This window comes from Phenylobacterium sp., assembly GCF_035475775.1.
GTDB lineage: Bacteria > Pseudomonadota > Alphaproteobacteria > Caulobacterales > Caulobacteraceae > Phenylobacterium.
In genome coordinates this window covers 1-20840 of record NZ_DATIMC010000083.1, presented here as the reverse complement: position 1 = coordinate 20840, position 20840 = coordinate 1, and the positions used below count along the sequence as shown (strand labels likewise).

Annotated in this window: 23 protein-coding genes; 10 read left to right on the top strand and 13 right to left on the bottom strand. The window is 70.9% G+C overall.

The annotated features are described in order from the left end of the window. A partial coding sequence (locus tag VLI41_RS10645) for an MFS transporter (protein WP_325268053.1) occupies positions 1 to 1267 on the top strand: 1267 nt, incomplete at its 5' end. A gap of 62 nt (positions 1268 to 1329) precedes the next feature. Here VLI41_RS10645 and VLI41_RS10640 read toward each other — a convergent pair. Further along, on the bottom strand, positions 1330 to 2784 hold the full coding sequence (locus VLI41_RS10640; protein WP_325268052.1) for a Do family serine endopeptidase: 1455 nt from the start codon (positions 2782 to 2784) through the stop codon (positions 1330 to 1332). Between the two features lie 181 nt (positions 2785 to 2965). Here VLI41_RS10640 and VLI41_RS10635 point away from each other — a divergent pair, with 181 nt between their 5' ends. Then, the gene (locus VLI41_RS10635) at positions 2966 to 3592 is read left to right on the top strand and encodes a beta/gamma crystallin-related protein (protein WP_325268051.1); all 627 of its coding nucleotides are present in this window, start codon (positions 2966 to 2968) and stop codon (positions 3590 to 3592) included. A gap of 4 nt (positions 3593 to 3596) precedes the next feature. Here VLI41_RS10635 and dut read toward each other — a convergent pair whose 3' ends face one another. Both dut and coaBC read right to left on the bottom strand, forming a co-directional pair. Then, entirely contained in the window at positions 3597 to 4052 is a 456-nt protein-coding gene (dut, locus tag VLI41_RS10630) for a dUTP diphosphatase (protein ID WP_325268050.1), read from the bottom strand. After that, positions 4049 to 5236: a bifunctional phosphopantothenoylcysteine decarboxylase/phosphopantothenate--cysteine ligase CoaBC gene (coaBC, locus tag VLI41_RS10625; protein WP_325268049.1), complete on the bottom strand. Its 1188-nt coding sequence runs from the start codon at positions 5234 to 5236 to the stop codon at positions 4049 to 4051. Before coaBC ends, dut begins: the two co-directional genes overlap by 4 nt. 162 nt (positions 5237 to 5398) lie before the next feature. Between coaBC and VLI41_RS10620 the strand changes: the two genes are divergently transcribed. After that, positions 5399 to 5986: a hypothetical protein gene (locus VLI41_RS10620; protein ID WP_325268048.1), complete on the top strand. Its 588-nt coding sequence runs from the start codon at positions 5399 to 5401 to the stop codon at positions 5984 to 5986. Between the two features lie 6 nt (positions 5987 to 5992). On the opposite strand, the gene VLI41_RS10615 is transcribed toward VLI41_RS10620, so the two are convergent. Continuing rightward, positions 5993 to 6304 (bottom strand): hypothetical protein, encoded by a 312-nt coding sequence (locus VLI41_RS10615; protein WP_325268047.1) that lies wholly within the window; start codon positions 6302 to 6304, stop codon positions 5993 to 5995. A gap of 211 nt (positions 6305 to 6515) precedes the next feature. Here VLI41_RS10615 and VLI41_RS10610 point away from each other — a divergent pair, with 211 nt between their 5' ends. Further along, positions 6516 to 6872, top strand: a complete 357-nt coding sequence (locus VLI41_RS10610) for a DUF1428 domain-containing protein (protein ID WP_325268046.1) — start codon at positions 6516 to 6518, stop codon at positions 6870 to 6872. A gap of 52 nt (positions 6873 to 6924) precedes the next feature. Here the strand turns inward: VLI41_RS10610 and VLI41_RS10605 are convergent, their stop codons facing one another. From VLI41_RS10605 to VLI41_RS10595, 3 genes are all read right to left on the bottom strand, one after another. Next, positions 6925 to 7431, bottom strand: a complete 507-nt coding sequence (locus VLI41_RS10605) for an ATP-binding protein (protein WP_325268045.1) — start codon at positions 7429 to 7431, stop codon at positions 6925 to 6927. Between the two features lie 73 nt (positions 7432 to 7504). Next, entirely contained in the window at positions 7505 to 9016 is a 1512-nt protein-coding gene (ubiB, locus tag VLI41_RS10600; protein WP_325268044.1) for a 2-polyprenylphenol 6-hydroxylase, read from the bottom strand. Positions 9017 to 9021: 5 nt separating this feature from the next. After that, complete coding sequence (locus VLI41_RS10595) at positions 9022 to 9780, bottom strand: class I SAM-dependent methyltransferase (RefSeq protein ID WP_325268043.1); 759 nt, start codon at positions 9778 to 9780, stop codon at positions 9022 to 9024. A gap of 62 nt (positions 9781 to 9842) precedes the next feature. On the opposite strand from VLI41_RS10595, the gene mutM reads away from it, so the two are divergent. The 6 genes from mutM (at position 9843) to VLI41_RS10565 (ending at position 15126) form a co-directional block, all read left to right on the top strand. Continuing rightward, entirely contained in the window at positions 9843 to 10706 is an 864-nt protein-coding gene (gene mutM, locus VLI41_RS10590; protein ID WP_325268042.1) for a bifunctional DNA-formamidopyrimidine glycosylase/DNA-(apurinic or apyrimidinic site) lyase, read from the top strand. Next, on the top strand, positions 10703 to 11581 hold the full coding sequence (locus VLI41_RS10585) for a TraB/GumN family protein (RefSeq protein WP_325268041.1): 879 nt from the start codon (positions 10703 to 10705) through the stop codon (positions 11579 to 11581). Before mutM ends, VLI41_RS10585 begins: the two co-directional genes overlap by 4 nt. A gap of 32 nt (positions 11582 to 11613) precedes the next feature. Next, entirely contained in the window at positions 11614 to 12390 is a 777-nt protein-coding gene (locus tag VLI41_RS10580) for an enoyl-CoA hydratase (RefSeq protein WP_325268040.1), read from the top strand. 121 nt (positions 12391 to 12511) lie between these two features. Continuing rightward, positions 12512 to 12781 (top strand): 30S ribosomal protein S20, encoded by a 270-nt coding sequence (rpsT, locus tag VLI41_RS10575; protein WP_325268039.1) that lies wholly within the window; start codon positions 12512 to 12514, stop codon positions 12779 to 12781. A 394-nt stretch (positions 12782 to 13175) separates the two neighbouring features. Further along, complete coding sequence (dnaA, locus tag VLI41_RS10570) at positions 13176 to 14639, top strand: chromosomal replication initiator protein DnaA (protein ID WP_325268038.1); 1464 nt, start codon at positions 13176 to 13178, stop codon at positions 14637 to 14639. A 127-nt stretch (positions 14640 to 14766) separates the two neighbouring features. Further along, positions 14767 to 15126 (top strand): DUF6481 family protein, encoded by a 360-nt coding sequence (locus VLI41_RS10565; protein WP_325268037.1) that lies wholly within the window; start codon positions 14767 to 14769, stop codon positions 15124 to 15126. A gap of 65 nt (positions 15127 to 15191) precedes the next feature. Here the strand turns inward: VLI41_RS10565 and pnp are convergent, their stop codons facing one another. The 6 genes from pnp to VLI41_RS10535 form a co-directional block, all read right to left on the bottom strand. Continuing rightward, on the bottom strand, positions 15192 to 17336 hold the full coding sequence (gene pnp, locus VLI41_RS10560) for a polyribonucleotide nucleotidyltransferase (protein WP_325268036.1): 2145 nt from the start codon (positions 17334 to 17336) through the stop codon (positions 15192 to 15194). Between the two features lie 195 nt (positions 17337 to 17531). After that, positions 17532 to 17801, bottom strand: a complete 270-nt coding sequence (rpsO, locus tag VLI41_RS10555; protein ID WP_325268035.1) for a 30S ribosomal protein S15 — start codon at positions 17799 to 17801, stop codon at positions 17532 to 17534. After that, positions 17773 to 18750: a tRNA pseudouridine(55) synthase TruB gene (gene truB, locus VLI41_RS10550; RefSeq protein WP_325268034.1), complete on the bottom strand. Its 978-nt coding sequence runs from the start codon at positions 18748 to 18750 to the stop codon at positions 17773 to 17775. The genes rpsO and truB overlap by 29 nt, the downstream gene beginning before the upstream one ends. After that, positions 18750 to 19184, bottom strand: coding sequence for a 30S ribosome-binding factor RbfA (gene rbfA, locus VLI41_RS10545; RefSeq protein WP_325268033.1), 435 nt, complete (start codon positions 19182 to 19184; stop codon positions 18750 to 18752). The genes truB and rbfA overlap by 1 nt, the downstream gene beginning before the upstream one ends. 140 nt (positions 19185 to 19324) lie before the next feature. Continuing rightward, positions 19325 to 20128 (bottom strand): dienelactone hydrolase family protein, encoded by an 804-nt coding sequence (locus tag VLI41_RS10540; protein WP_325268032.1) that lies wholly within the window; start codon positions 20126 to 20128, stop codon positions 19325 to 19327. 45 nt (positions 20129 to 20173) lie between these two features. Next, the gene (locus VLI41_RS10535) at positions 20174 to 20668 is read right to left on the bottom strand and encodes a DUF2939 domain-containing protein (protein WP_325268031.1); all 495 of its coding nucleotides are present in this window, start codon (positions 20666 to 20668) and stop codon (positions 20174 to 20176) included. Between the last annotated feature and the right edge of the window lie 172 nt (positions 20669 to 20840).

The window sequence follows — 20840 nt, the reverse complement described above, 5'->3', positions numbered from 1 at the left end:
AAACGCGCTCGAGTTCTACGACTTCCTGACCTACGCCTTCTTCGCAATCCAGATCGGTCACGCGTTCTTCCCTTCGGGCAACGCCTACGCCAGCCTGATGCTGTCGCTCGCCACCTTCGGCGCCGGGTTTGTCACCCGCCCTTTGGGAGCCCTTGTGATCGGGGCCTACGCGGACCGCGTGGGGCGCAAGCCCGCGATGTTGCTGTGCTTCACCCTGATCGGGGCCGCCATCGTCGCCATGGCGCTGATTCCCCCCTATTCGGCGATCGGGGTCGCCGCCCCGATTCTGGCGGTGGTGGCCCGCATGGCCCAGGGGTTCTCCCTGGGCGGCGAAATCGGCTCCAACACGGCCTTCCTGCTCGAAGCCTCCGTTCCCGGAAAGCGCGGCCTCACCGTCTCCTGGCAAGGCGCGAGCCAGGGCCTGGCCCTGGTCGCGGCGGGCTCGGTGGGGGTGATCCTAAGCGCCGCGATGCCCGCCAGCCTGCTCGACGCCTACGGTTGGCGCATCGCCTTCCTGCTGGGCGCCGCCACGCTGCCGTTCGGCTTGTGGCTCCGCTCCAGCCTGCCGGAGACGCTGCACAGGCCCGAGGCGTCGCTGCTGACGCCTGCGGCCCGCTCGACGCGCATCGCCCAGGCGCGAAGGTCCTGGCGGGTCATCGTCCTGGGACTTGTGGTGCTCGCCGCCGGAACGATCAGTTCGTACGTGTTCACCTACATGGCCACCTTTGCGCAGGACACGCTGCGTTTGCCGGCCCTCGTCGGGTTCGTGGCCGAGACCGGCGGCAACATCACAGGGATCGCCGCGGTGCTCTGCGGCGGCTGGCTCTCGGACCGCATCGGCCGCTGGCGAGTGAACGTCTGGGGCAATCTGGCTTATCTGGTGGCGATCCTGCCGACCTTCTGGTGGATTACCGAGGCCCGCTCTGCGTTTGCGCTGATCGCGGGCGTCACCGCGCTCGGCGGACTGGCTTCGCTGATGCAGGGATCCTTCTACGCCGGCCTGGCCGAGAGCCTGCCCAAGTCCATCCGCGGCAGCGGTTTCGGCACGGTCTATTCGGTTTCGATCGCCGCCTTCGGCGGAACCACGCAGCTGGTCGTCACCTGGCTGATCCACGTGACCGGCAGCGCGCTGGCGCCGGCCTGGTACGTGCTCGCCGCGGCCTCGGTCGGTCAGGTCGCGCTGATGCTCATGGCCGAGAGCGCGCCGGGGCGCCTGGCGATGGGCCGCTCCCCCATGGCGGAGTCGCTGCCCGGGGTCGCCGGCTGAGGCCCAGATCCGCCGTCCGGCGTGACCACGCCCGCCGCGCCCGCGACCCCTCGCGGCTCACCCTAGCCCGCGCCCATCGGCTTGACCGGGACGTAGATGTGGCGGCCGTCGCGCATCACCAGCAGCAGGACCTCCTTGCGGTGCTCGGCGCGGGCCGCCTGCATGGCGGCGGCCACGTCGGCCATCGAGTTGATCCGCCGGCCGTTCAGCGCCTGGATCACGTCGCCCGGGCGCAGGCCCTTCTGCGCGGCGTCCGAGGCGGGGTCGACCTGCTCGATGCGCACTCCGCCGCCGGGGTTGGGGGCGATCATCAGACCCAGGGTCCCGGGCGCGGCGTGGGAGGAGCCTTGCGGGACGGCGCCGTTCGCCAGGTCCGCCTCCGCCGGCCGCACGCCCGCCGTCACCGACAGGGCCACCGAACGGCCGTCGCGCCGCACATTGAGCCGCAGCACCTGGCCCGGATGGACCAGGGCCACCGCGCGCGTCAGCTCCGCTGCGGAGCGCACCGGACGGCCATCCACGCGCTCGATCAGGTCGCCCATCTTGAGCCCCGCGCGGTCGCTGGGGCCGCCGGGCGTGACCTCCGCCACCAGGGCCCCGTCGTGGGCCCGCACGCCGAGGCTCTGGGCGATCTCCGGCGTCACGTCCTGCACGGTGGCCCCGATGAAGCCGCGGACCACCTTGCCGCCTGAGATCAGCTGCTTGACGACGCGGTCGGCGACGTCGGCCGGGATGTCGAAGCCGATGCCCACCGAACCGCCGGACGGGGTGAAGATCGCCGAGTTCACCCCCACCACCCGGCCGTAGACGTCGAAGGTCGGCCCGCCGGAGTTGCCGCGGTTGATGGGGGCGTCGATCTGCATGTAGTCGACGTAGCTCGAGCCCGAGATGTTCGGCCGCTTCAGGGACGAGACGATGCCGGCCGTCGCGGTGCCGGACAGGCCGAACGGGTTGCCGACCGCCACCACCCAGTCGCCGACCCTCGGGCGGGCGCGGTCCTCGAAATTGACGTACGGGAAGTCGTGGCCGTCCACCTTCAGCACCGCCAGGTCGGTCGCCGGATCGCGCCCGATCACCCGGGCGGGGAAGGTGCGGTCGTCGGCCGTGCGCACGGTGATCTTCTGCGCGTCGCGGACCACGTGGTTGTTGGTGACGAGGTAGCCGTCCGGCGAGACGAAGAAGCCGGAGCCCGCGCCGTGGACCGGTCCGGGCCTGGGCATCTCCGGAAGCCCGGGCAGGTCGGGGAACATCCGCCTGAGCTCGCCCAGAGGATCCTGACCCTGGATCATCGCCGATTGCAGAGGCGCCTTTTCCTCCACTTCGATCGCCACCACCGCGGGCGCGACCCGCTGGATGATGTCGGCGAACGAGCCGGGAGCCACGCCCGCCGGCGGGGCCATCGGCGCCGGGTTCACCGCATGCGCCTCCTGGGCGGCGGCGATTTGCGACCCCGCGGCCACGAGCGCCGCGGCCAGAGCGCCGGCGGCGCCGGCGTAAGCCAATTCCTTCCGCATCATGTCTCTACCATTGAATGAGGTGCGCCCCGCACGCGGCGGCGGCCCCGAAAAGCATCGGATAGCGATATAATAGGGGCGAGTCCCCGGCGCAAACGTGGCCGTAGATGGGCGTTCGCGGGCCGACAGCCCCGGTTCAGGGTTCGCGCGTTAGATAGGAGATCGACCCACCGGAAGCCCAGCCATGCGGACCCGCCTCATCCTCGCCGCCTTGCTCGCCGCCGCGCCGGCGGCCCTCGCCCAGCCCTATGGCGCCCCGCCCGGGCCCTACCGCAGCCAGTGCCGCGACATCCGCATGAACGGGCAGTTCCTGAGCGCCGTCTGCCAGGGCCCGCACGGCTCGGGGCCGTCGTCGATCAACGTGGCGAGCTGTTCGACCCCGATCGGCGTCGACGCCGGCGGCGCGCTCGCCTGCGTCGGGCCCGGCGGCGGCGCCCCGCCGCACATCGAGAACCGGCCGCCCGGCTTCTACACCGGCCCGGGGCCCGGCCCCGGATACGCCGAGAGCCCGCGGCACTACGCGCGCCGCCGCGCCGAGGACCGTGAAATCGCCAGCTGGACGGCGGAGATCTATCCGGGGTCCGGCTTCCGCGGCGCGCCGATCCGCATCCAGGGCGTCACGCCGGACCTCAGTTACACGGGCCTCAACGATCGCGTCCGCTCGATCCGGCTGCCGCCCGGCTCTGGGCCCTGGCTGGTCTGCGCCGACGCCGGCTTCCGCGGCCGCTGCGCCACCATCGGCCATTCGATTCCCGACACCCGCGAGATCGGCATGCGCGGCGCGATCTCCTCCATGCGTCCGGCGAGCTGACGCGTTATCCCGTGCCCGTCGAGCCGAAGCCGCCGGCGCCGCGGGCGGTCGCATCCAGGCTCTCCGTCTCCGTCCAGGCGGCCTGCACGACGGGGGCGATCACCAGCTGCGCGATGCGGTCGCCGCGGCGGATGGTGAAGTCCTCCTCGCCGAGGTTGACCAGGATCACCATGACCTCGCCGCGATAGTCGGCATCGATCGTGCCCGGCGTGTTGAGCTGGGTGATCCCGTGGCGCAGCGCCAGGCCGGAGCGCGGCCTCACCTGCCCCTCGAAGCCTTCCGGCAGGGCGATGGCGAGGCCGGTGGGCACCGCGATGCGCGAGCCGGGCCGCAGCACGATGGGCGCGTCCTCGGGCACCGCGGCCCGCAGGTCCATGCCGGCCGCCTGACCGGTCTCGTAGGCTGGCAGCGGCAGGTCGGGATTGTGCGGCAGCCGGCGGACCCGGATCGTCGGCGTCACGGCAGCGCCTCGGCGATCTTGCGGGCGAGCCGCCTCGCGACCTCGGTCTTGGGCGCCCGGTCCCAGCGCTCGACGCCCCCGGCGCTGATGATCGCCACCGCGTTCTCCTCGCCCCCCATGACGCCGGCCACGCTGACGTCGTTGGCGACGATCCAGTCGCAGCCCTTCCTCTGCAGCTTGCTCCTGGCGTTGGCCTCCACGTCCTCGGTCTCGGCGGCGAAGCCGATCACCAGCCTTGGCCGACGCTCGGCCCTGGAGAGCGTGGCCAGGATGTCGGGATTCTCGACCAGCGCGATCGGCGGCGGGCCGGCCGCGCCCTTCTTGAGCTTGCGGGGCCCGCAGCTTTCCGGCCGCCAGTCGGCCACCGCGGCCACGCAGACCGCGATCTCGGCCGGCAGCGCCGCCTCGCAGGCCGCGAGCATCTCGCGGGCGGTCTCCACCTCGATCCGCTTCACGCCGGCCGGCGCGGAAAGCGCCGTGGGGCCGCTCACCAGCACGACGTCTGCGCCCAGGCCCGCCAGGGCGGCGGCGATCGCATAGCCCTGCTTGCCGGAGGAGCGGTTGGTGATCATGCGCACCGGATCGATCGGCTCGGCGGTCGGCCCGGCGGTCACGATCGCCCGCTTGCCGGCCAACGGCCGGGCGCCCGCTAGCGCCGCGGCCACCGCCTCGAAGATGGCCTGCGGCTCGGCCATCCGCCCGGGCCCGTACTCGCCGCAGGCCATGGGCCCTTCGTCGGGACCCACCAAGGCGACGCCGTCGGCCGCCAGCCGCGCGACATTGCGCCGGGTCGCCGCATGCTCCCACATGCGCACGTTCATCGCCGGCGCCATCAGGACCGGCTTGTCGGTGGCCAGGAGGGTCGTCGAGGCGAGATCGCTGGCCAGGCCGCTCGCGGCCTTGGCCATCAGGTCTGCGGTGGCCGGCGCCACCACTACCAGGTCGGCCTGCCGGGAGAGCTCGATGTGGCCCATCTCCGCCTCGTCGGTGAGCGAGAAGAGCTCGGAATAGACCTTGTCCTCGCAGAGCGCCGAAAGCGACAGCGGCGTCACGAACTCGGCGCCCGCCCGGGTGAGAACCGGCCTGACCGCCACGCCGGCCTTGCGCAGAAGGCGCACGAGCTCGAGGGCCTTGTAGGCCGCGATCCCGCCGCCGACGATCAGGAGGATGCGCTTCTGGTCCAAGGCTTGCCGCCCCCGCGTTGTCGCGCGCCCGCTTTACGCCAGAAGCCCCGGCGCCGCCAATCCGGCCACCGACGCACGGGCTTGCGTCGAAAAGGACTCGACAAGGCCTGCGATATGAGTTCTTAGTTTGTTCCAGCTTCGCTGTTTCAGGAGAATGACACGATGGCTGGGGTGAAGACCGCGCTCGGATGGGCGCTCTCGATTTCTGCGGCGGCTCTGCTGGCCGCCTGCGACAACGGCCCATCGGCGGTGCACGCCGCCGCGGCGGCCGAGGCGGGGGCGCCGGCCGCCTCCGGCGGGGCGGACTACGGCCGCGCCGTCTATGCGAGCCGCGACCGCGCCGATTCCGGCGTGGATCACCGCAAGGACGAGGTGAAGCTCGTCGAGGGCAAGCCCGTCTGGTCGGCTTCGCGCCGCTACTCGGCCGAGGACAACGCCCAGCGCGCCTTCGAGCGCAACGGCCAGGCGTTCGGCGCGCGCAGCGAGGCGCAGTTCATCCGCAAGGCGCACGACTTCGTGGACCATCCGCCGGCCGGGACGCTCACGCTCACCCGCGCCAACGGCGACATCCTCTATTACGACCCCAAGGGGAACGTCTTCGCGGTCGCCAGCAAGGACGGCGCGCCGCGCACCATGTTCAAGCCCGACCAGGGCATGGCCTATTGGCAGCAGCAGAAGGACCGCGAGTCCCGCACGCAGAGCTCGCGCTCGGCCCGTCGCAACAGCCGCAACGGCGACGACGCGGCCTGATCCGTCTCAGCGGTGGGTGGCGAGCAGATAGGCCGCCACCCCGCCGACCACGGCGGCGAGCAGGGCGAGGCCGACGATCAGGGGCCGGGCGAGGCCGGTCATGGGCTGGACGTAGTCCGGCCCGTGCTGCGCCTCCAGCCTCGACAGGCTCCGCCAGACGCTCGACAGCATCACGATCACCAGCAGCGGCAGGACCAGTCCGCCGAGATCGGGCGAGGGGCCGGGCCGCAGGATCACGAGGCTGAGATGGATCGCCGTCAGCAGGGCGAGGAGGGCGCCCAGGATCATCAACAGCCGCTTGGTCTGCCGAACCGTCATGGATCGCCCCTCTGCGCCCCAGCGAGCCTAGCGGAAAAGCAGGCCCAACAGGAAGCGGCGCCGCAGGGCAGGGCGCCAGGGGAGCCATGATCGGGCGGGATGGCGCGATCGGCGGCCCCGATGCATCTCGGACGCAGGCTCGAGGGCTGGCGCCGTGCTATATCCGACCCGACGCCCGGCCGGTGCGGGGGCGTCCGGCGGAGGGTCGACCATGTACATCGCGGGCCTCGTGATCCCGGTGCCCGGGGACAAGCTGGAAGCCTATCGTCGATGGGCCGAGACGGGAGCCAAGATCTTCAAGGACTACGGCTGCCTGGAGATCGTCGAGTCCTGGGAGGACTTCGTTCCCGACGGCCGGCAGACCGATTTCCGCCGCGCCGTCGCCGCCCAGCCGGGCGAGAAGATCGTCTTCACTTGGCAGGTGTGGCCCGACAAGGCGAGCTTCACCGCCGCCGAGGCGAAGATGCACGCGGACGGGCGCCTGGACACGGCGGGCGAGCCGCCGTTCGACGCGCGGCGGCTGATCCTGGGCTGTTTCGAGCCGGTGTTCTCGATGGGACGCGACTGACTTCAGCGCGGCGGCCTCGGCGTATTCCCGCTTCCCGGGAGAACCCCTCGTCTCACTCCGCCAGCGCCGCGAGCGCGGCGCTCACACACTCGGCGATGCTCCTGTGGGCGGTGTCGATGGTGAGGTGACCGCGATCCCAGGGGTGATATTTGCGCGCCAGCACCGCCTCCCAGTCCGGCAGCACCAGGCCCGGGACATCGCTGGTCCGCGTCTCCACCCGGCGGCGGTGCTCCGCCGCATCCGAACAGAGGATCTCCAGCCATACGAGCGGCGCCCCGACGCGGGCCGCCGCCGCCTGCCAGCCGTCCCGCGCCGCCTGGCAGTCGTTGACGCAATCGGCGATGACCTCACGGCCGAGCGCGAGGTTGTCGACCGCGAGCGCCTGGGCGGCGCGATAGGTCCAGTCGCGCAGGTCGGCCGGGGCCGTGCCGGAGGCCCAGATCGCCTGGTCCATCGCATCGATCCGCAGCCAGACCGCCCCGGTCCGCGCCGCGACCTGCCGCGCGATGGTCGACTTGCCGCTCGCCGGCAGCCCCGCGAAGACGATCAGCCTGGCCAACGCGCGCCCTCCACGGATCAGGAGCCTATCGGGGCTATTGCGGATTGGCCAAGGGGGAGACGGGCCGGGCGGCTCAGTGATGCTGCAGCAGCATGCCGATCAGGAAGGCCGCGCCGGAGAGCAGGGCGCCCAGGGCGAACCAGGGCAGCGGCGAGATGTGGTGGATCTCGTGGATCACCCGCTCGGCCTTGAGGAACGGCGCCTCGGCCATCTTGGCGAGGTTGCGCGCCGCCGAGGCGGCGTCCTCGAGGAATCGCCTCGCCTGGGTCGCCGGCGACAGCTCGCGCGTGATCCACCGGCGCACCACCGGCTCCGAGGCGGCCCAGATGTCGTGGTCGGGGTAGATCCGCCGCGCCACCCCCTCGACGGTCATCATGGTCTTCTGCAGCAGCACCAGCTCGGGGCGCAGGCGCATGTCGAAGAGGGCGGTAATCTCGAACAGCTGGGTCAGCACCCGGCTCATGGCGACCTCGCTCGCGGCGCGGCCGAACACCGGCTCGCCCACCGCCCGCAACGCCTGGGCGAAGGCCGAGACGCTGTGGCCGGCCGGCACGTAGCCGGCCTCGAAGTGCACTCGCGCCACCCGCTGGTAGTCGCGCTCCAGGAACCCCCAGAGGATCTCCGCCAGATAGCGCCGCTCGGGCGCGCCCAGGCGGCCGATGATCCCGAAGTCCACCGCCGTCAGCTGGGCGGGCGGGGCCACGAACAGGTTGCCCTCGTGCAGGTCGGCGTGGAACACGCCGTGGTCGAGCGCCTGGGCGAGGAAGGCGCGGATCAGGTTGTCGGCGAGCGCCTTGCGCTCGAGCCCCGGCTGGTCGAGCGCGCCGGCTTCCGACAGCGGCACGCCCTGGGCCCACTCCATGGTGAGCACCCGCTTGCCGACCCCCTCCCAGACCACGGCGGGCGCGCGCATGTAGCCGCCCTTGGCCATCACTTCGCGGAGCTCGTCGGCGCCGGCCGCTTCCAGGCGAAGGTCGAGCTCGAGCTCGGTCGCCCGGATCACCGTGGCGGCGAAGGCCCTGGGCTCGAGCCGCCGGGCCGGCGCCCAGCGCGCGGCGAGGCGGGCGGCGAGCGCCAGCACCTCGGCGTCCTGCGCCACCCGCCGGGCGATGCCGGGCCGCAGCACCTTGACCGCCACGCTGCGGCCGTCCAGCAGGGCCGCCTCGTGGGCCTGGGCCAGCGAGGCCGCCGCCACCGGACCGCCGAAGCGGGCGAACAGGCTCTCGATCGGCCGGCCGAGCGCAAATTCCACCTCGGCGCGGGCGGTCGCCGTGGGGAACGGCTCGAGCCGGTCCTTCAGCCGCGAGAGGTCCTCGGCGAACTGCGGCCCGAAGATGTCGGCGCGGGTTGAGAGCAGTTGGCCGAGCTTGATCGCCACCGGCCCCAGGTGCTCCAGCGAGCGCGCCAGCCGCTCGCCGGGCCGGCCTGTGCGGGCGCCGCGGCCCGCGACCAGCCGCAGGGCTTTCGAGAGCGTGCGCACACCGGAGGAATAGAGCGGATCCAGCTCCCGCGGCAGCAGGGCGTCGCTGCGCGCCAGGGTCCAGGCCGCGCCGATCAGACGGGCGAAGGCCGCAGGCCCGCTCATCGGCTCTAGATCGCCCGCGCCGTGTGCAGGGCGGCGACGCCCCCGGAGAAGTTGGTCACGTCGACCAGCGAGAACCCAGAGTCGCGGATCATGCCGGCGAACCGCTTCTGGTCGGGGAACCGGCGGATGCTCTCGACCAGGTACTGGTAGGCTTCGCGGTCGCCCGCCACCCGCGCGCCGATCTCCGGGATCACCCTGAACGAATAGGCGTCGTAGGCCCGGCGCAGCGCCTCGGTCACCGGCCGGGAGAACTCCAGGCACAGGAACCGGCCGCCGGGCTTCAGCACGCGCCGGGCCTCCCGCAGGGCCTGGCCGATATCGGTGACGTTGCGGATGCCGAAGGCGATCACATAGGCCTCGGCGCAGGCGTCGGGCAGCGGCAGGGCCTGGGCGTCGCCCACCGCCCAGCAGATCTCCGGCGCGGAGCCGCGCGCGCGCCCGGCGGCGACCATCTCGGCGTTGTAGTCGACCACCAGCACCTTGGCGTCCGGACCGCCGCGGCGCAGCTGGGCGCGCCGGGCCATCCGCGCCAGCCGGCGGGCGATGTCGCCGGTGCCGCCGGCGCAGTCGACGATGGTCTCGCCGGGCTGCGGGTTGAGCCGGGCCGCGACGGCGTCCTTCCAGAGCCGGTGCACGCCCGCGCTCATCAGGTCGTTCATCAGGTCGTAGCGGCGCGCCACCCGGTCGAAGACGCCGCGCACCAGCCCGGGCTTGGCCTCGGGGTCCACGTCGCGGAATCCGAAGGTGGCGCGGGCTTCGGTCATGGCGGCCGTCTTAGACCGGCGGCCCTTGGCGCGCCATCCCGGCCGTGCCAAGGCTGGCCGCGATGCCTGAACTGCCCGAGGTCGAGACCGTGCGCGGCGGCCTGGCCCCCGTGCTCGAGGGCCGGCGGCTGGCGCGCGTGGAGGCCCGCCGTCCCGACCTGCGCTTTCCGCTGCCGGAGAACTTCGTCCAGGCGCTCACCGGCGCCCGCGTGGAGCGCCTCGAACGCCGCGCCAAGTACCTGCTGGCCCGGCTGGACCGCGAGGACACCCTGGTCATGCATCTCGGCATGAGCGGCCGCTTCGAGATCGCCGGCCGGCGCGGGGTCGACCGGCCCGGCGAGTTCCGCTTTGCGGCCGAGCCCGATCCGAAGCACGCCCACGTGCTCTTCGAGACGGATGCGGGGACCAAGATCACCTACTTCGATCCGCGCCGGTTCGGCTACATGGCCCTGGTCAACACCGCCACCCTGGGCCTGCACCCCTGGTTCGCGGGCCTCGGACCCGAGCCACTGTCCGAAGCCTTCGACGCCGCCCACCTGGCGCGGGCCTTCGCGGGACGCAAACAGGGCCCCAAGACCCTGCTGCTGGACCAGCGCATCGTCGCCGGCCTCGGCAACATCTACGTCTGCGAGGCCCTGCACCGGGCGCGCATCTCGCCATTCCGCGCCGCCGGCCGCATCTCGCGCCCGCGGCTGGCGCGGCTCGTCGAGGCCATCAAGGCCGTGCTCGCCGAGGCCATTGCGGCCGGCGGCTCGAGCCTGCGCGACTACGCCCAGGCCGACGGCGCGCTGGGCTATTTCCAGCATCGCTTCCGGGTCTACGACCGCGAGGGACGGCCGTGCCCGAATGCGGGCTGCGACGGCGTGATCGCGCGCCGCACGCAGGCGGGCCGCTCCAGCTTCTACTGCCCGGCGTGCCAGAGATGATGCGCCGCGCCCGCACCTGGAGCGCGATGCTCGGCTTCGCCGGCCTGCTGGCCGCCGCCCCCTGCGCCTCCGCCGAGCCGCCGCTATGGATCGTCAAGTCCCGCAACGCCCAGGTGGTGATGTTCGGGGCCGTCCACGTCCTGCCGCCGGGACTCGCCTGGGAGCCCAAGGTCCTCAAGCGCGCCCTCGCCCACGCCGACGAGGTCTGGTTCGAGCTGCCGGTCGATCCGGCGACCCAGGCCCGGACCGCCGAGCTCGCCACCCATCTGGGCGTGCTTCCCCCCGACCAGTCGCTGTTCAGGCTGCTGAAGCCGGAGGATTCTGCGCGCCTGGCGCGCGTCGCCGAGGCCTATGGCGTCTCGGCCATGCTTCTCGACCGGCTGCAGCCCTGGCTCGCGGAGATCGCGCTGGCCGGCGCCGCCTACCGCAAGGCCGGCGCCGACACCGCCGCCGGCGTCGAGCAGACGCTCGCCGCAGACGCCCCGCGCGCTGTCCGGCGGTTCGCCTTCGAGACGCCCGAGGAGCAGCTGAAGATCTTCGCCGATACGCCGATCCCGGCGCAGGTCGCCTCGCTGAACGAGACGCTGAAGGAGATGGAGGCCGACCCCGACGAATTCGCCGTCCTGATCCGCACCTGGATGGCCGGCGACGTGGCCGGCCTCGACCGCGAGGCGCTGCGTCCGCTGCGCGACGCCTCGCCCGACCTGTTCCGGCGCATCGTGGTCGAGCGCAACGAGCGCTGGCTGAAGGTGATCCGCACCCGGCTCCGGGGCCGCGGCAGGACGGTGGTGGTGGTGGGCGTGGGCCACCTGATCGGACCGGAGGGCCTGCCGGCCCGCCTGAGGGCGCTTGGCTATTCCGTGCAGGGGCCTTAAGCGGCCCTTTCGAGACCCAGCCGGAGCCCGCCATGAGCTTTGAGACCCTGATCGTCGAGCGCGACGAGGCCGTGACCCTCGTGCGGCTGAACCGGCCGCAGGCCCTGAACGCGCTGAACAGCCAGCTCCTGCGCGAGCTCGCCCAGGCGCTGGACGAGGCCGAGGCGGACGCGGCCGTCCGCTGCCTGGTGCTCACCGGCTCGGAGCGGGCGTTCGCCGCCGGCGCCGACATCAAGGAGATGTCCGACAAGACCTATGCCGAGATGTTCGCGGCCGACTTCTTCACCGCCGGCGCGCGACGTCTGGAGCAGTTCCGCAAGCCGATCATCGCCGCAGTGGCGGGCTACGCGCTCGGCGGCGGCTGCGAGCTCGCCATGCTGTGCGACTTCATCATCGCCGCCGACACCGCCAGGTTCGGCCAGCCGGAGATCAATCTCGGCGTCATGCCGGGGATCGGCGGAACCCAGCGGCTCACCCGCTTCGTCGGCAAGTCCAAGGCCATGGAGATGGTGCTGACCGCGCGGATGATGGACGCCGCCGAGGCGGAGCGGGCGGGGCTGGTCTCGCGCATCGTGCCGGCCGACAAGCTCCTGGACGAGGCGATGGCGGCCGCCCGCAAGATCGCCGCCCAGTCGCCGCTCGCGGTGATGATGAACAAGGAGCTGGTGAACGCCGCCTATGAAACCACGCTCGCCACCGGCGTGGCCGTGGAACGGCGGCTGTTCCATTCGCTGTTCGCCTTCGAGGACCAGAAGGAGGGGATGGCGGCCTTCGTCGACAAACGCCCGCCGAAGTTCACCGGACGCTAGCCCCCAAAGCCGCCGACGGCGGCGCGCGGCATTGACCCTGCGCCCGCCGTTGCGTATATCCGCGCCTCCGATTTTCACGTCCGGCGCGCCGGGCGCGTCCTGTTTTGCAAAGAGCTCGAGAATGGCCAATACGCCCGGCGCCAAGAAGGCGGTCCGCAAGATCGCCCGCCGCACGGAAGTCAACAAGTCGCGCCGCTCGCGGGTGCGCACCTACCTGCGGATGTTCGATGAAGCGGTCACCGCGGGCGATGCGGCGAAGGCCAAGGCCGCATTCGTGGAGGCCCAGTCGGAGGTCATGCGCGCGGTCTCCAAGGGCGTGATCCACAAGAACACGGGCTCGCGGAAGGTCTCGCGCCTCGCCGCGCAGCTGAAGAAGCTCGCGGCCGCCTGAGCGCCGCCGCCGGGGCGGCCCAACCCCGGCTGATCCCATAGGAATTGGACGATCAATAGGCGCCTTCCGGGGCGCTTTTTGCAGGGCCGACGGCCAAGCCTGCTGCGACTCATGCGGCGAAAGTTCCCACCCTCGCGAACCCAAAAGCAGAGTTTCCCTTTGCGCGAAAAGGGCTGGCGATGAGTCAACGAAAATATCAGCCGGGCACGCTAAGAATCCCCGTTGACCGGCCTTTCCCCCCGACTAGTCTCACAAGCCTTACAGGCGTCTTGAACTGATCCCGGATCAACAAACGGGGCGCCGGCGGAGCTCATGCGTTCGCCGGACAAGAGCTTGTGCGTGCTGAGAAAAAGCCGATCGGGGGCAGGGGTCTCGGGGATCGGCTGGCGGGTTGATGGGGTTGGCAGGGATGATCAGCGGGGGGGCTGCGGGAGCTATGGCGAGCGCGCCGGCTTCGGCCGTGTGGACAAGGACATGCCAGGTTCTCAAGCATGAGTTGGGCGAAGCCACGTTCGGCTCCTGGCTCGGCCAGGCGTCGCTGCGTGAGATGGGAGACGAGGTGTGCCTGGTCGCGGCCACGGGGGTCGCGCGCGACTGGATCCGGCGGCACGCCTGGCGGCGCATCGGCGAGCTGTGGATGCAGCACGATCCCATGGGCCGTCGACTGGATTTGACGTGCCGCATGGAGCTGGAGTCCGTCGGCGCCTACGCCGGGTCCATGGCGCTGGCTGCACCGGCGGCGGCGAACGCGCTGGCGCTCGCGCCGGCGATCTTCGAAGTCGAGGCCGAGACCGCGCCGGTCGCCGCCCGACAGGGGCGGCTGCTCGGCCTGCAGGAACGCTTCACCTTCGAGACCTTCGTGGCCGGGCCGGCCAACGAGTTCGCCTATTCGGTCGCCCAGCGCGTCGCCGCCTGGTCCGATGGCCACTTCAATCCGGTGCTGTTCCACGGGCCTTACGGCTTCGGCAAGACGCACCTCCTGAATGCGCTCGCGTGGGCCGCCATCCGCACCCAGCCCGCCCGCCGGGTCGTCTATCTGACCGCCGAGCGGTTCACGAGCACCTTCGTCAAGGCCCTGCAGGACCGCCAGACCGCGGCCTTCAAGGACGAGCTGCGGAACGCCGACCTGTTGCTGATCGATGACGTCCATTTCGTCGCCGGAAAGCCCACCACCCAGGAGGAGCTCTTCCACACGATGATCGCGCTGGTGGAGGACGGACGCCGCGTGGTGATGACCGCCGACCGCTCGCCGACCGAGATCTCCGAGATGGAGCCCAGGCTGCGCTCGCACCTGCAGGCCGGGCTGGTCTGCGGCATCGAGCCGGCCGACCGCAACCTGAGGCTGGGAATCCTGCAGCGGAAACTGGCCACGCTGGCCGGCCAGGGCGGCTTCCATGGCGAGGCGAGGCCGGAAGTGCTGCAATTCCTGGCCGACCGGTTCACCGACAGCGTCCGCGAACTGGAGGGCGCGCTGAACACCCTGGTCGCCCGCGTGGGCGGCAAGCTGGCGAACCTGAGCCTCGACGAGGCCCAGTCGATCCTGCGACCGCACCTGTCCTGCAACGAGCGCCGCGTGACCGTCGACATGATCCAGAAGCTCGTGGCCGAGCACTACAGCCTCAAGCAGGCCGACCTGATCTCCGAGCGCCGGGCGCGCGCGGTGGCCCGGCCGCGGCAGGTGGCGATGTGGATCGCCAAGCAGGTGACCACGCGGTCTCTGCCCGACATCGGCCGCCGCTTCGGCGGGCGCGACCATACCACCGTGCTGCACGCGGTCCGCCGCATCGAGGCGCTGAAGGCGGAGGACGCCGGCATGGCCCGCGACATCGACGTCCTGCTGCGCAAGCTGCGCGGCTGAGCGTTAGCCGGAGAGAGACGAGGGGCCCGCCGCGAGGCGGGTCCTTTGCTTTGCGGCGGCTTGCGGCGGGGAAATCCTGTAGGCTGAGGCCCTTCCCGCACGTCCGCGGGACCGCAGAAGGCTTCCGATGAGAGATTTGAAGGGCGCGCGCCTCGCCGACCGCCTGGCCGCGGCGGCCGCCGCGAAGGCGGCGCTGCTCGACAAGCTGAAGCCGAAGGTCGCCGTCACCGACCCGCTGCACGCGGAGCGCCCGGCCATGCGGGCCGCCGAGCTCAAGGAGGTGCGCGCCGCGCGCACGGCGGAGAAGCAGGCCCAGGCCCAGGCCAGGACCGACGCCGCCGCCGCGGAGGAGGCCGCCGTTGCGGCGCTCGAGGCCCAGGCGCTGGCCGAGAAGCGCGAGGCCCGCAAGGAGCGCAAGCAGCTGACCAAGGCCGAGGGGCAGGCCAAGCGCGACGCCCGCTACGCCGCCCGCAAAGCGCGGCGCTGAGCGCAAGGAAAAGGCGGCCGCATCGCTGCAGCCGCCTCGATCCGTTCGCCGAAGCGGCGGGAAGCTTACGCCTCCTCGTGCTCCGGCTGTTCCTTCTTCGACAGGTCCTCGCCGGTCTCCTGATCGACGACCTTCATGGAGAGCCGGGTCTTGCCGCGATCGTCGAAGCCGAGGAGCTTGACCTTCACGGCCTGACCCTCACGCAGAACGTCGGAGACCTTGTCGACCCGGTGGTTGGCGATCTGGCTCACGTGCACCAGGCCGTCCTTCGAGCCGAAGAAGTTCACGAAGGCGCCGAAGTCGACGATCTTGACCACCTTGCCGGTGTAGATCTGGCCCACCTCGGGTTCCGAGGCGATGCCCTTGATCCACTCCTTGGCGGCGTCGATCTTCGCCTGCTCGGCGGCCGCCACCTTGATCGTGCCGTCCTCGCCGATGTCGATCTTGGCGCCGGTCTTCTCGACGATCTCGCGGATCACCTTGCCGCCGGAGCCGATCACCTCGCGGATCTTGTCGACCGGGATCTTGATGGTCTCGATCTTCGGCGCGTACTCGCCCAGGTGGGCGCGCGGCGCCTCCATGGCCTTGCCCATCTCGCCCAGGATGTGCTCGCGCCCATCCTTCGCCTGGGCCAGGGCCTGGCGCATGATCTCCTCGGTGATGCCCGGGATCTTGATGTCCATCTGCAGCGAGGTGATGCCCTCGTGCGTGCCGGCCACCTTGAAGTCCATGTCGCCCAGGTGGTCCTCGTCGCCCAGGATGTCGGAGAGCACCGCGAAGCCGTCCTTCTCCAGGATCAGGCCCATGGCGATGCCGGAGACCGGCTTCCTGAGCGGCACGCCGGCGTCCATCAGCGCCAGCGACGAGCCGCAGACCGAGGCCATCGACGAGGAGCCGTTGGACTCGAAGATCTCCGAGACCAGCCGCAGCGTGTAGGGGAACTCCTCGGCCGACGGCAGCATCGGCCGGATCGCCCGCCAGGCGAGCTTGCCGTGGCCGACCTCGCGCCGCCCGGGCGCGCCCATGCGGCCCGTCTCCCCCACCGAGAACGGCGGGAAGTTGTAGTGCAGCATGAAGCTCTCGTAGCGCTTGCCTTCGAGCGCGTCGATCAGCTGCTCGTCCTCGCCGGTGCCCAGCGTCGCCACCACCAGGGCCTGGGTCTCGCCGCGGGTGAACAGCGCCGAGCCGTGGGCCCGGGGCAGCACGCCCACTTCCGAGACGATCGGACGGACCTGGTCCACCCGCCGCCCGTCGATGCGCACGCCGCGCTCCAGGATGTCGCGGCGGACGATGTCGGCCTCGAGCTCCTTGAACACGCCGGCCAGCTTCTGCGGGTCAGCCCCGTCGGGATTGGCCTCCGACTTGGCGAGCGCCGCGGCGCCCTTGTCCTTGGCCGCGCCGATGGCGGCGTGGCGCTCGGCCTTGCCCTTGATCTCGTAGGCGGACCGGAGGTCGTCGCCGACGATCTTCTTCAGCTTCGCCTTCAGCGCCTCGGTGTCCTCCGGCTCGAAGTCGAAGGGCTCCTTGGCCGCATGCTCGGCCAGTTCGATGATCGCATCGATCACCGGCTGCATCCCTTTGTGCGCGAAGGTGACGCCGCCCAGGACCTGCTCTTCCGTGAGCTCCTGGATCTCGGATTCCACCATCATCACCGCCTCGGCGGTGCCGGCCACGACGAGGTCCATCCGGTTGCCCTCCTTCATCTCGTCGAGGGTCGGATTGAGCACGTACTGGCCGTCGATGAAGCCCACGCGGGCCGCGCCGATCGGACCCATGAAGGGCACGCCGGAGAGCACCAGGGCCGCGGAGGAAGCCACCAGGGCGACGATGTCGGGATCGTTCTCGAGGTCGTGGGCGAGCACCGTCGCCACCACCTGGACCTCGTTCTTGAAGCCCTTGACGAACAGCGGCCGGATCGGCCGGTCGATGAGCCGCGAGGTGAGCGTCTCCTTCTGGGAGGGCGCGCCTTCACGGCGGGGGAAGGAGCCGGGGATCTTGCCGGCGGCGTAGAACTTCTCCTGGTAATTCACGGTCAGGGGGAAGAAGTCCTGGCCGGCCTTGGCCTGCTTGGCGAACACCGCGGTGGCCAGCACCATGGTCTCCCCGTAGGTCGCGAGCACGGCGCCGTCGGCTTGGCGGGCCATGCGGCCGGTTTCCAGGGTGAGCTTGCGCCCGCCCCAGTCGATCGTCTTGCGTTTGATGTCGAACATTTTCGCTTCTTTCTCATCCCGCGGGCGGATTCCCGGCGGGGGCGGACAGGGCGTCGGGTTTCCGAAATCCTCTCCAATGAACAGGCCCTGAGGATTTCGCTTGAACCCTCGGCTACGGATCGAGGACCTTGATCGTCCTCGGGGCCGCCGCTTTCATCTCCCGGCCTGTCGCGGAAGAGCGGCGGATGGATGGGCCTACCTGCGCAGGCCCAGCTTCTCGATCAGCGTCTGGTATCGGCTTTCGTCCGATGTCTTCAGGTGATCGAGCAGGGAACGGCGCTGGGACACGAGCTTCAGCAAGCCCCGGCGCGAATGGTTGTCCTTCTTGTGGGTCTTGAAGTGCTCGGTGAGGTTGGCGATCCGTTCGGACAGGATGGCCACCTGGACTTCCGCACTTCCCGTGTCCGCCTCGCCGCGGGCATGGGTCTTGATGAGTTCAGCCTTGCGTTCGGCCGTAATCGACATCGGGTCTGTCTCCGCTCTTTTCAAGATGGAAGACGCGCGAAGGTTCGAGCCGGCCCGCGCGCATCTCGCAGAGCGCGACCACCGATCCGCCCGCCATGGCTGAAACGGTGCGCGAGCCCGGCTTGAGCCTGGCCTTCACCGCTTCGACCTGTCGGGGAACGAGAACGATCGATCGTCCCTGCTTCAGGCGGAAGGCGTCTTCATCGGTCACGGCCAGCGCCGGGATGTCGTCCAGCGCGGTCTCGACCGGAAGCAGGGCCTCCGACTGGCGGGCCTTATGCCCTAAATCCTGAAGATGTTCCAGCGTGACCGCTGATTGTTCCGTGAACGCGCCGACGCGGGTGCGGCGCAGTTCGCTCACATGGCCGCAGGCCCCCAGCGCCGCGGCGATGTCGCGGACCAGGGCGCGGACATAGGTGCCCTTGCCGCATTCGATCTCCAGCACCACGCGGTCGGGGTCTGGCGCATGGACCACGCGGGCCGCGTGGATGACCACGGGGCGAGCCTCGAGCGCCACTGTCTGGCCCGCCCGCGCGAGGTCGTAGGCGCGCTCGCCCGCCACCTTGATCGCCGAATAGGCGGGCGGGACCTGGCTGATCTCGCCGACGAACCGCGGCAGCACCGATGCGACCAGATCCGGGTCCGGCCGCACGTCGGATTCGGCGACGACCGGCCCCTCGCTGTCGAAGGTCGCGGTGGTGCGGCCCCAGGCGAGGGTGAAGCGGTAGACCTTGTCCGCCTCCATCAGGAACGGGACCGTCTTGGTCGCCTCGCCCAGCGCGATCGGCAGGATCCCCGTGGCGAGCGGATCGAGCGTGCCCGCGTGGCCCGCCTTCTGCGCATTGAAGATCCAGCGCACGCGGCCGACGGCGTGAGTGGAGGTCAGGTCGTAGGGCTTGTCGAGGTTGATCCAGCCGGAGACCGGATCGCCCTTGCGGCGCCGGCCCATCAGTCCCCGCCCTTCCGGGTCGTCTGGATGTCACGCCTCACCCGCGGATCCTCGAACAGCCGGTCCATGCGGGCGGCTTCGTCGAAGCTCTCGTCGTGCACGAACTTGAGCTCCGGCGTGAACTTCAGCTCGACGGCGCGCCCCAGTCGCCCGCGCAGGAATCGCGCATGCCGGTTCATCCCCGTGACCACCTCGGGTGCATGGCCGCCCCCCAGCGGCTCGACGAATACCGTGGCGTGGCGCAGGTCCGGACTCATGCGGACCTCGGTGACGGTCACCGAGACGCCCTCGAGCGCCGGGTCGGCGATATCGGCCTCGCGAAGGATTTCCACGAGCGCATGGCGCACCAGCTCGCCGGCGCGGAGCTGGCGTTGCGAGGGCCCTTGCGGCTGGCTGCGCGATGGGCTCCGCGGCGAATGGGGGTGACGCGACATGATCTGGGCCTCGTGCCTGGAGCGCGGATCGGACGCGGCCCTCAGGGAAGCGGCGGGCTCTAGCCCTAACTCGTTCCGCTGTCATCCCGGTTTCGCGCAAGGGAGAACCGAGGCGCGTGGCGCTTTCCGGGATGACCGTCTCATTTCGCCCCGGTGCGCTCGCGGAAGAAGGCGATCACCCGCTGTTCGGCGGCCTTGGTGGGCCCCTCCTCGGCGAGGTTGACGGTCAGCACCGAGTGCGGATGGGCCATCGGCCCGGGCGCGGCGTCCTGCGGATCGAGCTCGATGGCCTCGAAGGCCTCGCCCAACTCGCGTTTCAGGGTCTCGAACCGGGCGTCCTGGACGAACGGGTCGCCACGGAAGCGCAGCCCGAGCACCGTCAGGCCCTCCTCGGCATGGCGCCGCCGCGCGCAGGCGATTTCGGCCGGCGAAGCATCGATCGCGCCCTCGCGTTTCGCCTTGCCGGGCCCCATCGGCAGCGGCAGCGAGGGCTGCGAGAGCACCGGGGCGACCACGGCGGGCTCCGTCACCATGGCCAGCGCGAAGCCGCCGGTGAAGCACATGCCGACCGCGCCCACGCCCTTGCCGCCGCACTCCGCGTGGGCCTTGGCGGCGAGCGCGCGGAGCCAGTCGGCGATCGGCGAGGACTTGCCCGAGCGCCAGGCGTTGAACTCGAACCGGACGCACATGCCGGAGATCATGGTCAGCAGGCTGGCGGGATGGCCCGCCGGCCGGCCCGGGACCCCGAACAGCACCGGCAGGAATACGGTCATGCCGGCCTCGGCCACCCGGTCGGCGAAGGGCAGAATGCCGGGATGCAGGCCGGGCATCTCGTGGATGATGATCACCGCCGGGCCCGAGCCCTTGCGGTAGAGGTCGCGGGTCCAGCGGCCGTCGCTGAAGCTGGTCTTCTCGTAGCTCGAAAGCACCGCGTCATAGGCCATGTCCGCTCCCCCGACGTCCCTGTCGAGCGGCCAGCCTAGCCCAAGCTAGAGCTTGAGGTGGAGATCCTTCACATCGCCCTCGAAGCCGGTGAGCTTCCAGATTCCGGATTCCTTGGTGAAGACGAGGGTGCAGGGACCGTCCTTCTTCTTGGTGGCGCAGACCCGGCCGTCCGGCAGCGGCTTCAGGGCCTGGGCGATCAGCAACGGATTGGGGATCTTGGTGTCGTTCCCATAGCCGTACTGGCGGGCGACCTGGCGGAAGATGGAGGGCTGAACCAGGGTGTCGCCCGCGAAGTCGGCGAGGCCGGGCGCCAGCGCTGCGGCGAGGGCGCCGTAGCGCTTCGAGGCCTTGGTCTCGATCAGGCCCTGGATCTGGCGCTTCAGGGCCGGGCGGTCGACGTGGGCGTCGAAGGCGGCCTGGTCGTCGTCGCGGATCGAGATCAGCAAGGCATGCACGTCGTTGGCCGCGCCCAGCTTCTGGGCCGTGGCGCAGGCGGCCAGGCCGCAGGTCAGGGCGAGGATCAGGGCGATACGGCGCATCGGCCCTCAGATAGCAATGAAACGCGGCGACTTCACGGCCCAGATGGTGCGGCGGATCAGGTGAACACCTGCTCGAGGTCCGCGGGCTCGGCGCCTTCCTTGACCGTCCGCAGCTCCACATAGACGACCGTCATGGCGGTGAGCGCGATCGCCTGCAGCACGCTGCCCAGCA

Excerpts from the sequence above, each read along its gene's own strand:
- ubiB (WP_325268044.1), bottom strand. The coding sequence starts at position 9,016 with ATGAGCGGGCCTGCGGCCTTCGCCCGTCTGATCGGCGCGGCCTGGACC.
- pnp (WP_325268036.1), bottom strand. The coding sequence starts at position 17,336 with ATGTTCGACATCAAACGCAAGACGATCGACTGGGGCGGGCGCAAGCTC.
- rbfA (WP_325268033.1), bottom strand. The coding sequence starts at position 19,184 with ATGTCGCGTCACCCCCATTCGCCGCGGAGCCCATCGCGCAGCCAGCCG.
- mutM (WP_325268042.1), top strand. The coding sequence starts at position 9,843 with ATGCCTGAACTGCCCGAGGTCGAGACCGTGCGCGGCGGCCTGGCCCCC.
- VLI41_RS10635 (WP_325268051.1), top strand. The coding sequence starts at position 2,966 with ATGCGGACCCGCCTCATCCTCGCCGCCTTGCTCGCCGCCGCGCCGGCG.
- rpsO (WP_325268035.1), bottom strand. The coding sequence starts at position 17,801 with ATGTCGATTACGGCCGAACGCAAGGCTGAACTCATCAAGACCCATGCC.
- VLI41_RS10640 (WP_325268052.1), bottom strand. The coding sequence starts at position 2,784 with ATGATGCGGAAGGAATTGGCTTACGCCGGCGCCGCCGGCGCTCTGGCC.
- rpsT (WP_325268039.1), top strand. The coding sequence starts at position 12,512 with ATGGCCAATACGCCCGGCGCCAAGAAGGCGGTCCGCAAGATCGCCCGC.
- VLI41_RS10540 (WP_325268032.1), bottom strand. The coding sequence starts at position 20,128 with ATGGCCTATGACGCGGTGCTTTCGAGCTACGAGAAGACCAGCTTCAGC.
- VLI41_RS10615 (WP_325268047.1), bottom strand. The coding sequence starts at position 6,304 with ATGACGGTTCGGCAGACCAAGCGGCTGTTGATGATCCTGGGCGCCCTC.
- VLI41_RS10595 (WP_325268043.1), bottom strand. The coding sequence starts at position 9,780 with ATGACCGAAGCCCGCGCCACCTTCGGATTCCGCGACGTGGACCCCGAG.
- VLI41_RS10580 (WP_325268040.1), top strand. The coding sequence starts at position 11,614 with ATGAGCTTTGAGACCCTGATCGTCGAGCGCGACGAGGCCGTGACCCTC.
- dnaA (WP_325268038.1), top strand. The coding sequence starts at position 13,176 with ATGGGGTTGGCAGGGATGATCAGCGGGGGGGCTGCGGGAGCTATGGCG.
- VLI41_RS10535 (WP_325268031.1), bottom strand. The coding sequence starts at position 20,668 with ATGCGCCGTATCGCCCTGATCCTCGCCCTGACCTGCGGCCTGGCCGCC.
- VLI41_RS10585 (WP_325268041.1), top strand. The coding sequence starts at position 10,703 with ATGATGCGCCGCGCCCGCACCTGGAGCGCGATGCTCGGCTTCGCCGGC.
- VLI41_RS10565 (WP_325268037.1), top strand. The coding sequence starts at position 14,767 with ATGAGAGATTTGAAGGGCGCGCGCCTCGCCGACCGCCTGGCCGCGGCG.
- truB (WP_325268034.1), bottom strand. The coding sequence starts at position 18,750 with ATGGGCCGGCGCCGCAAGGGCGATCCGGTCTCCGGCTGGATCAACCTC.
- VLI41_RS10620 (WP_325268048.1), top strand. The coding sequence starts at position 5,399 with ATGGCTGGGGTGAAGACCGCGCTCGGATGGGCGCTCTCGATTTCTGCG.
- VLI41_RS10610 (WP_325268046.1), top strand. The coding sequence starts at position 6,516 with ATGTACATCGCGGGCCTCGTGATCCCGGTGCCCGGGGACAAGCTGGAA.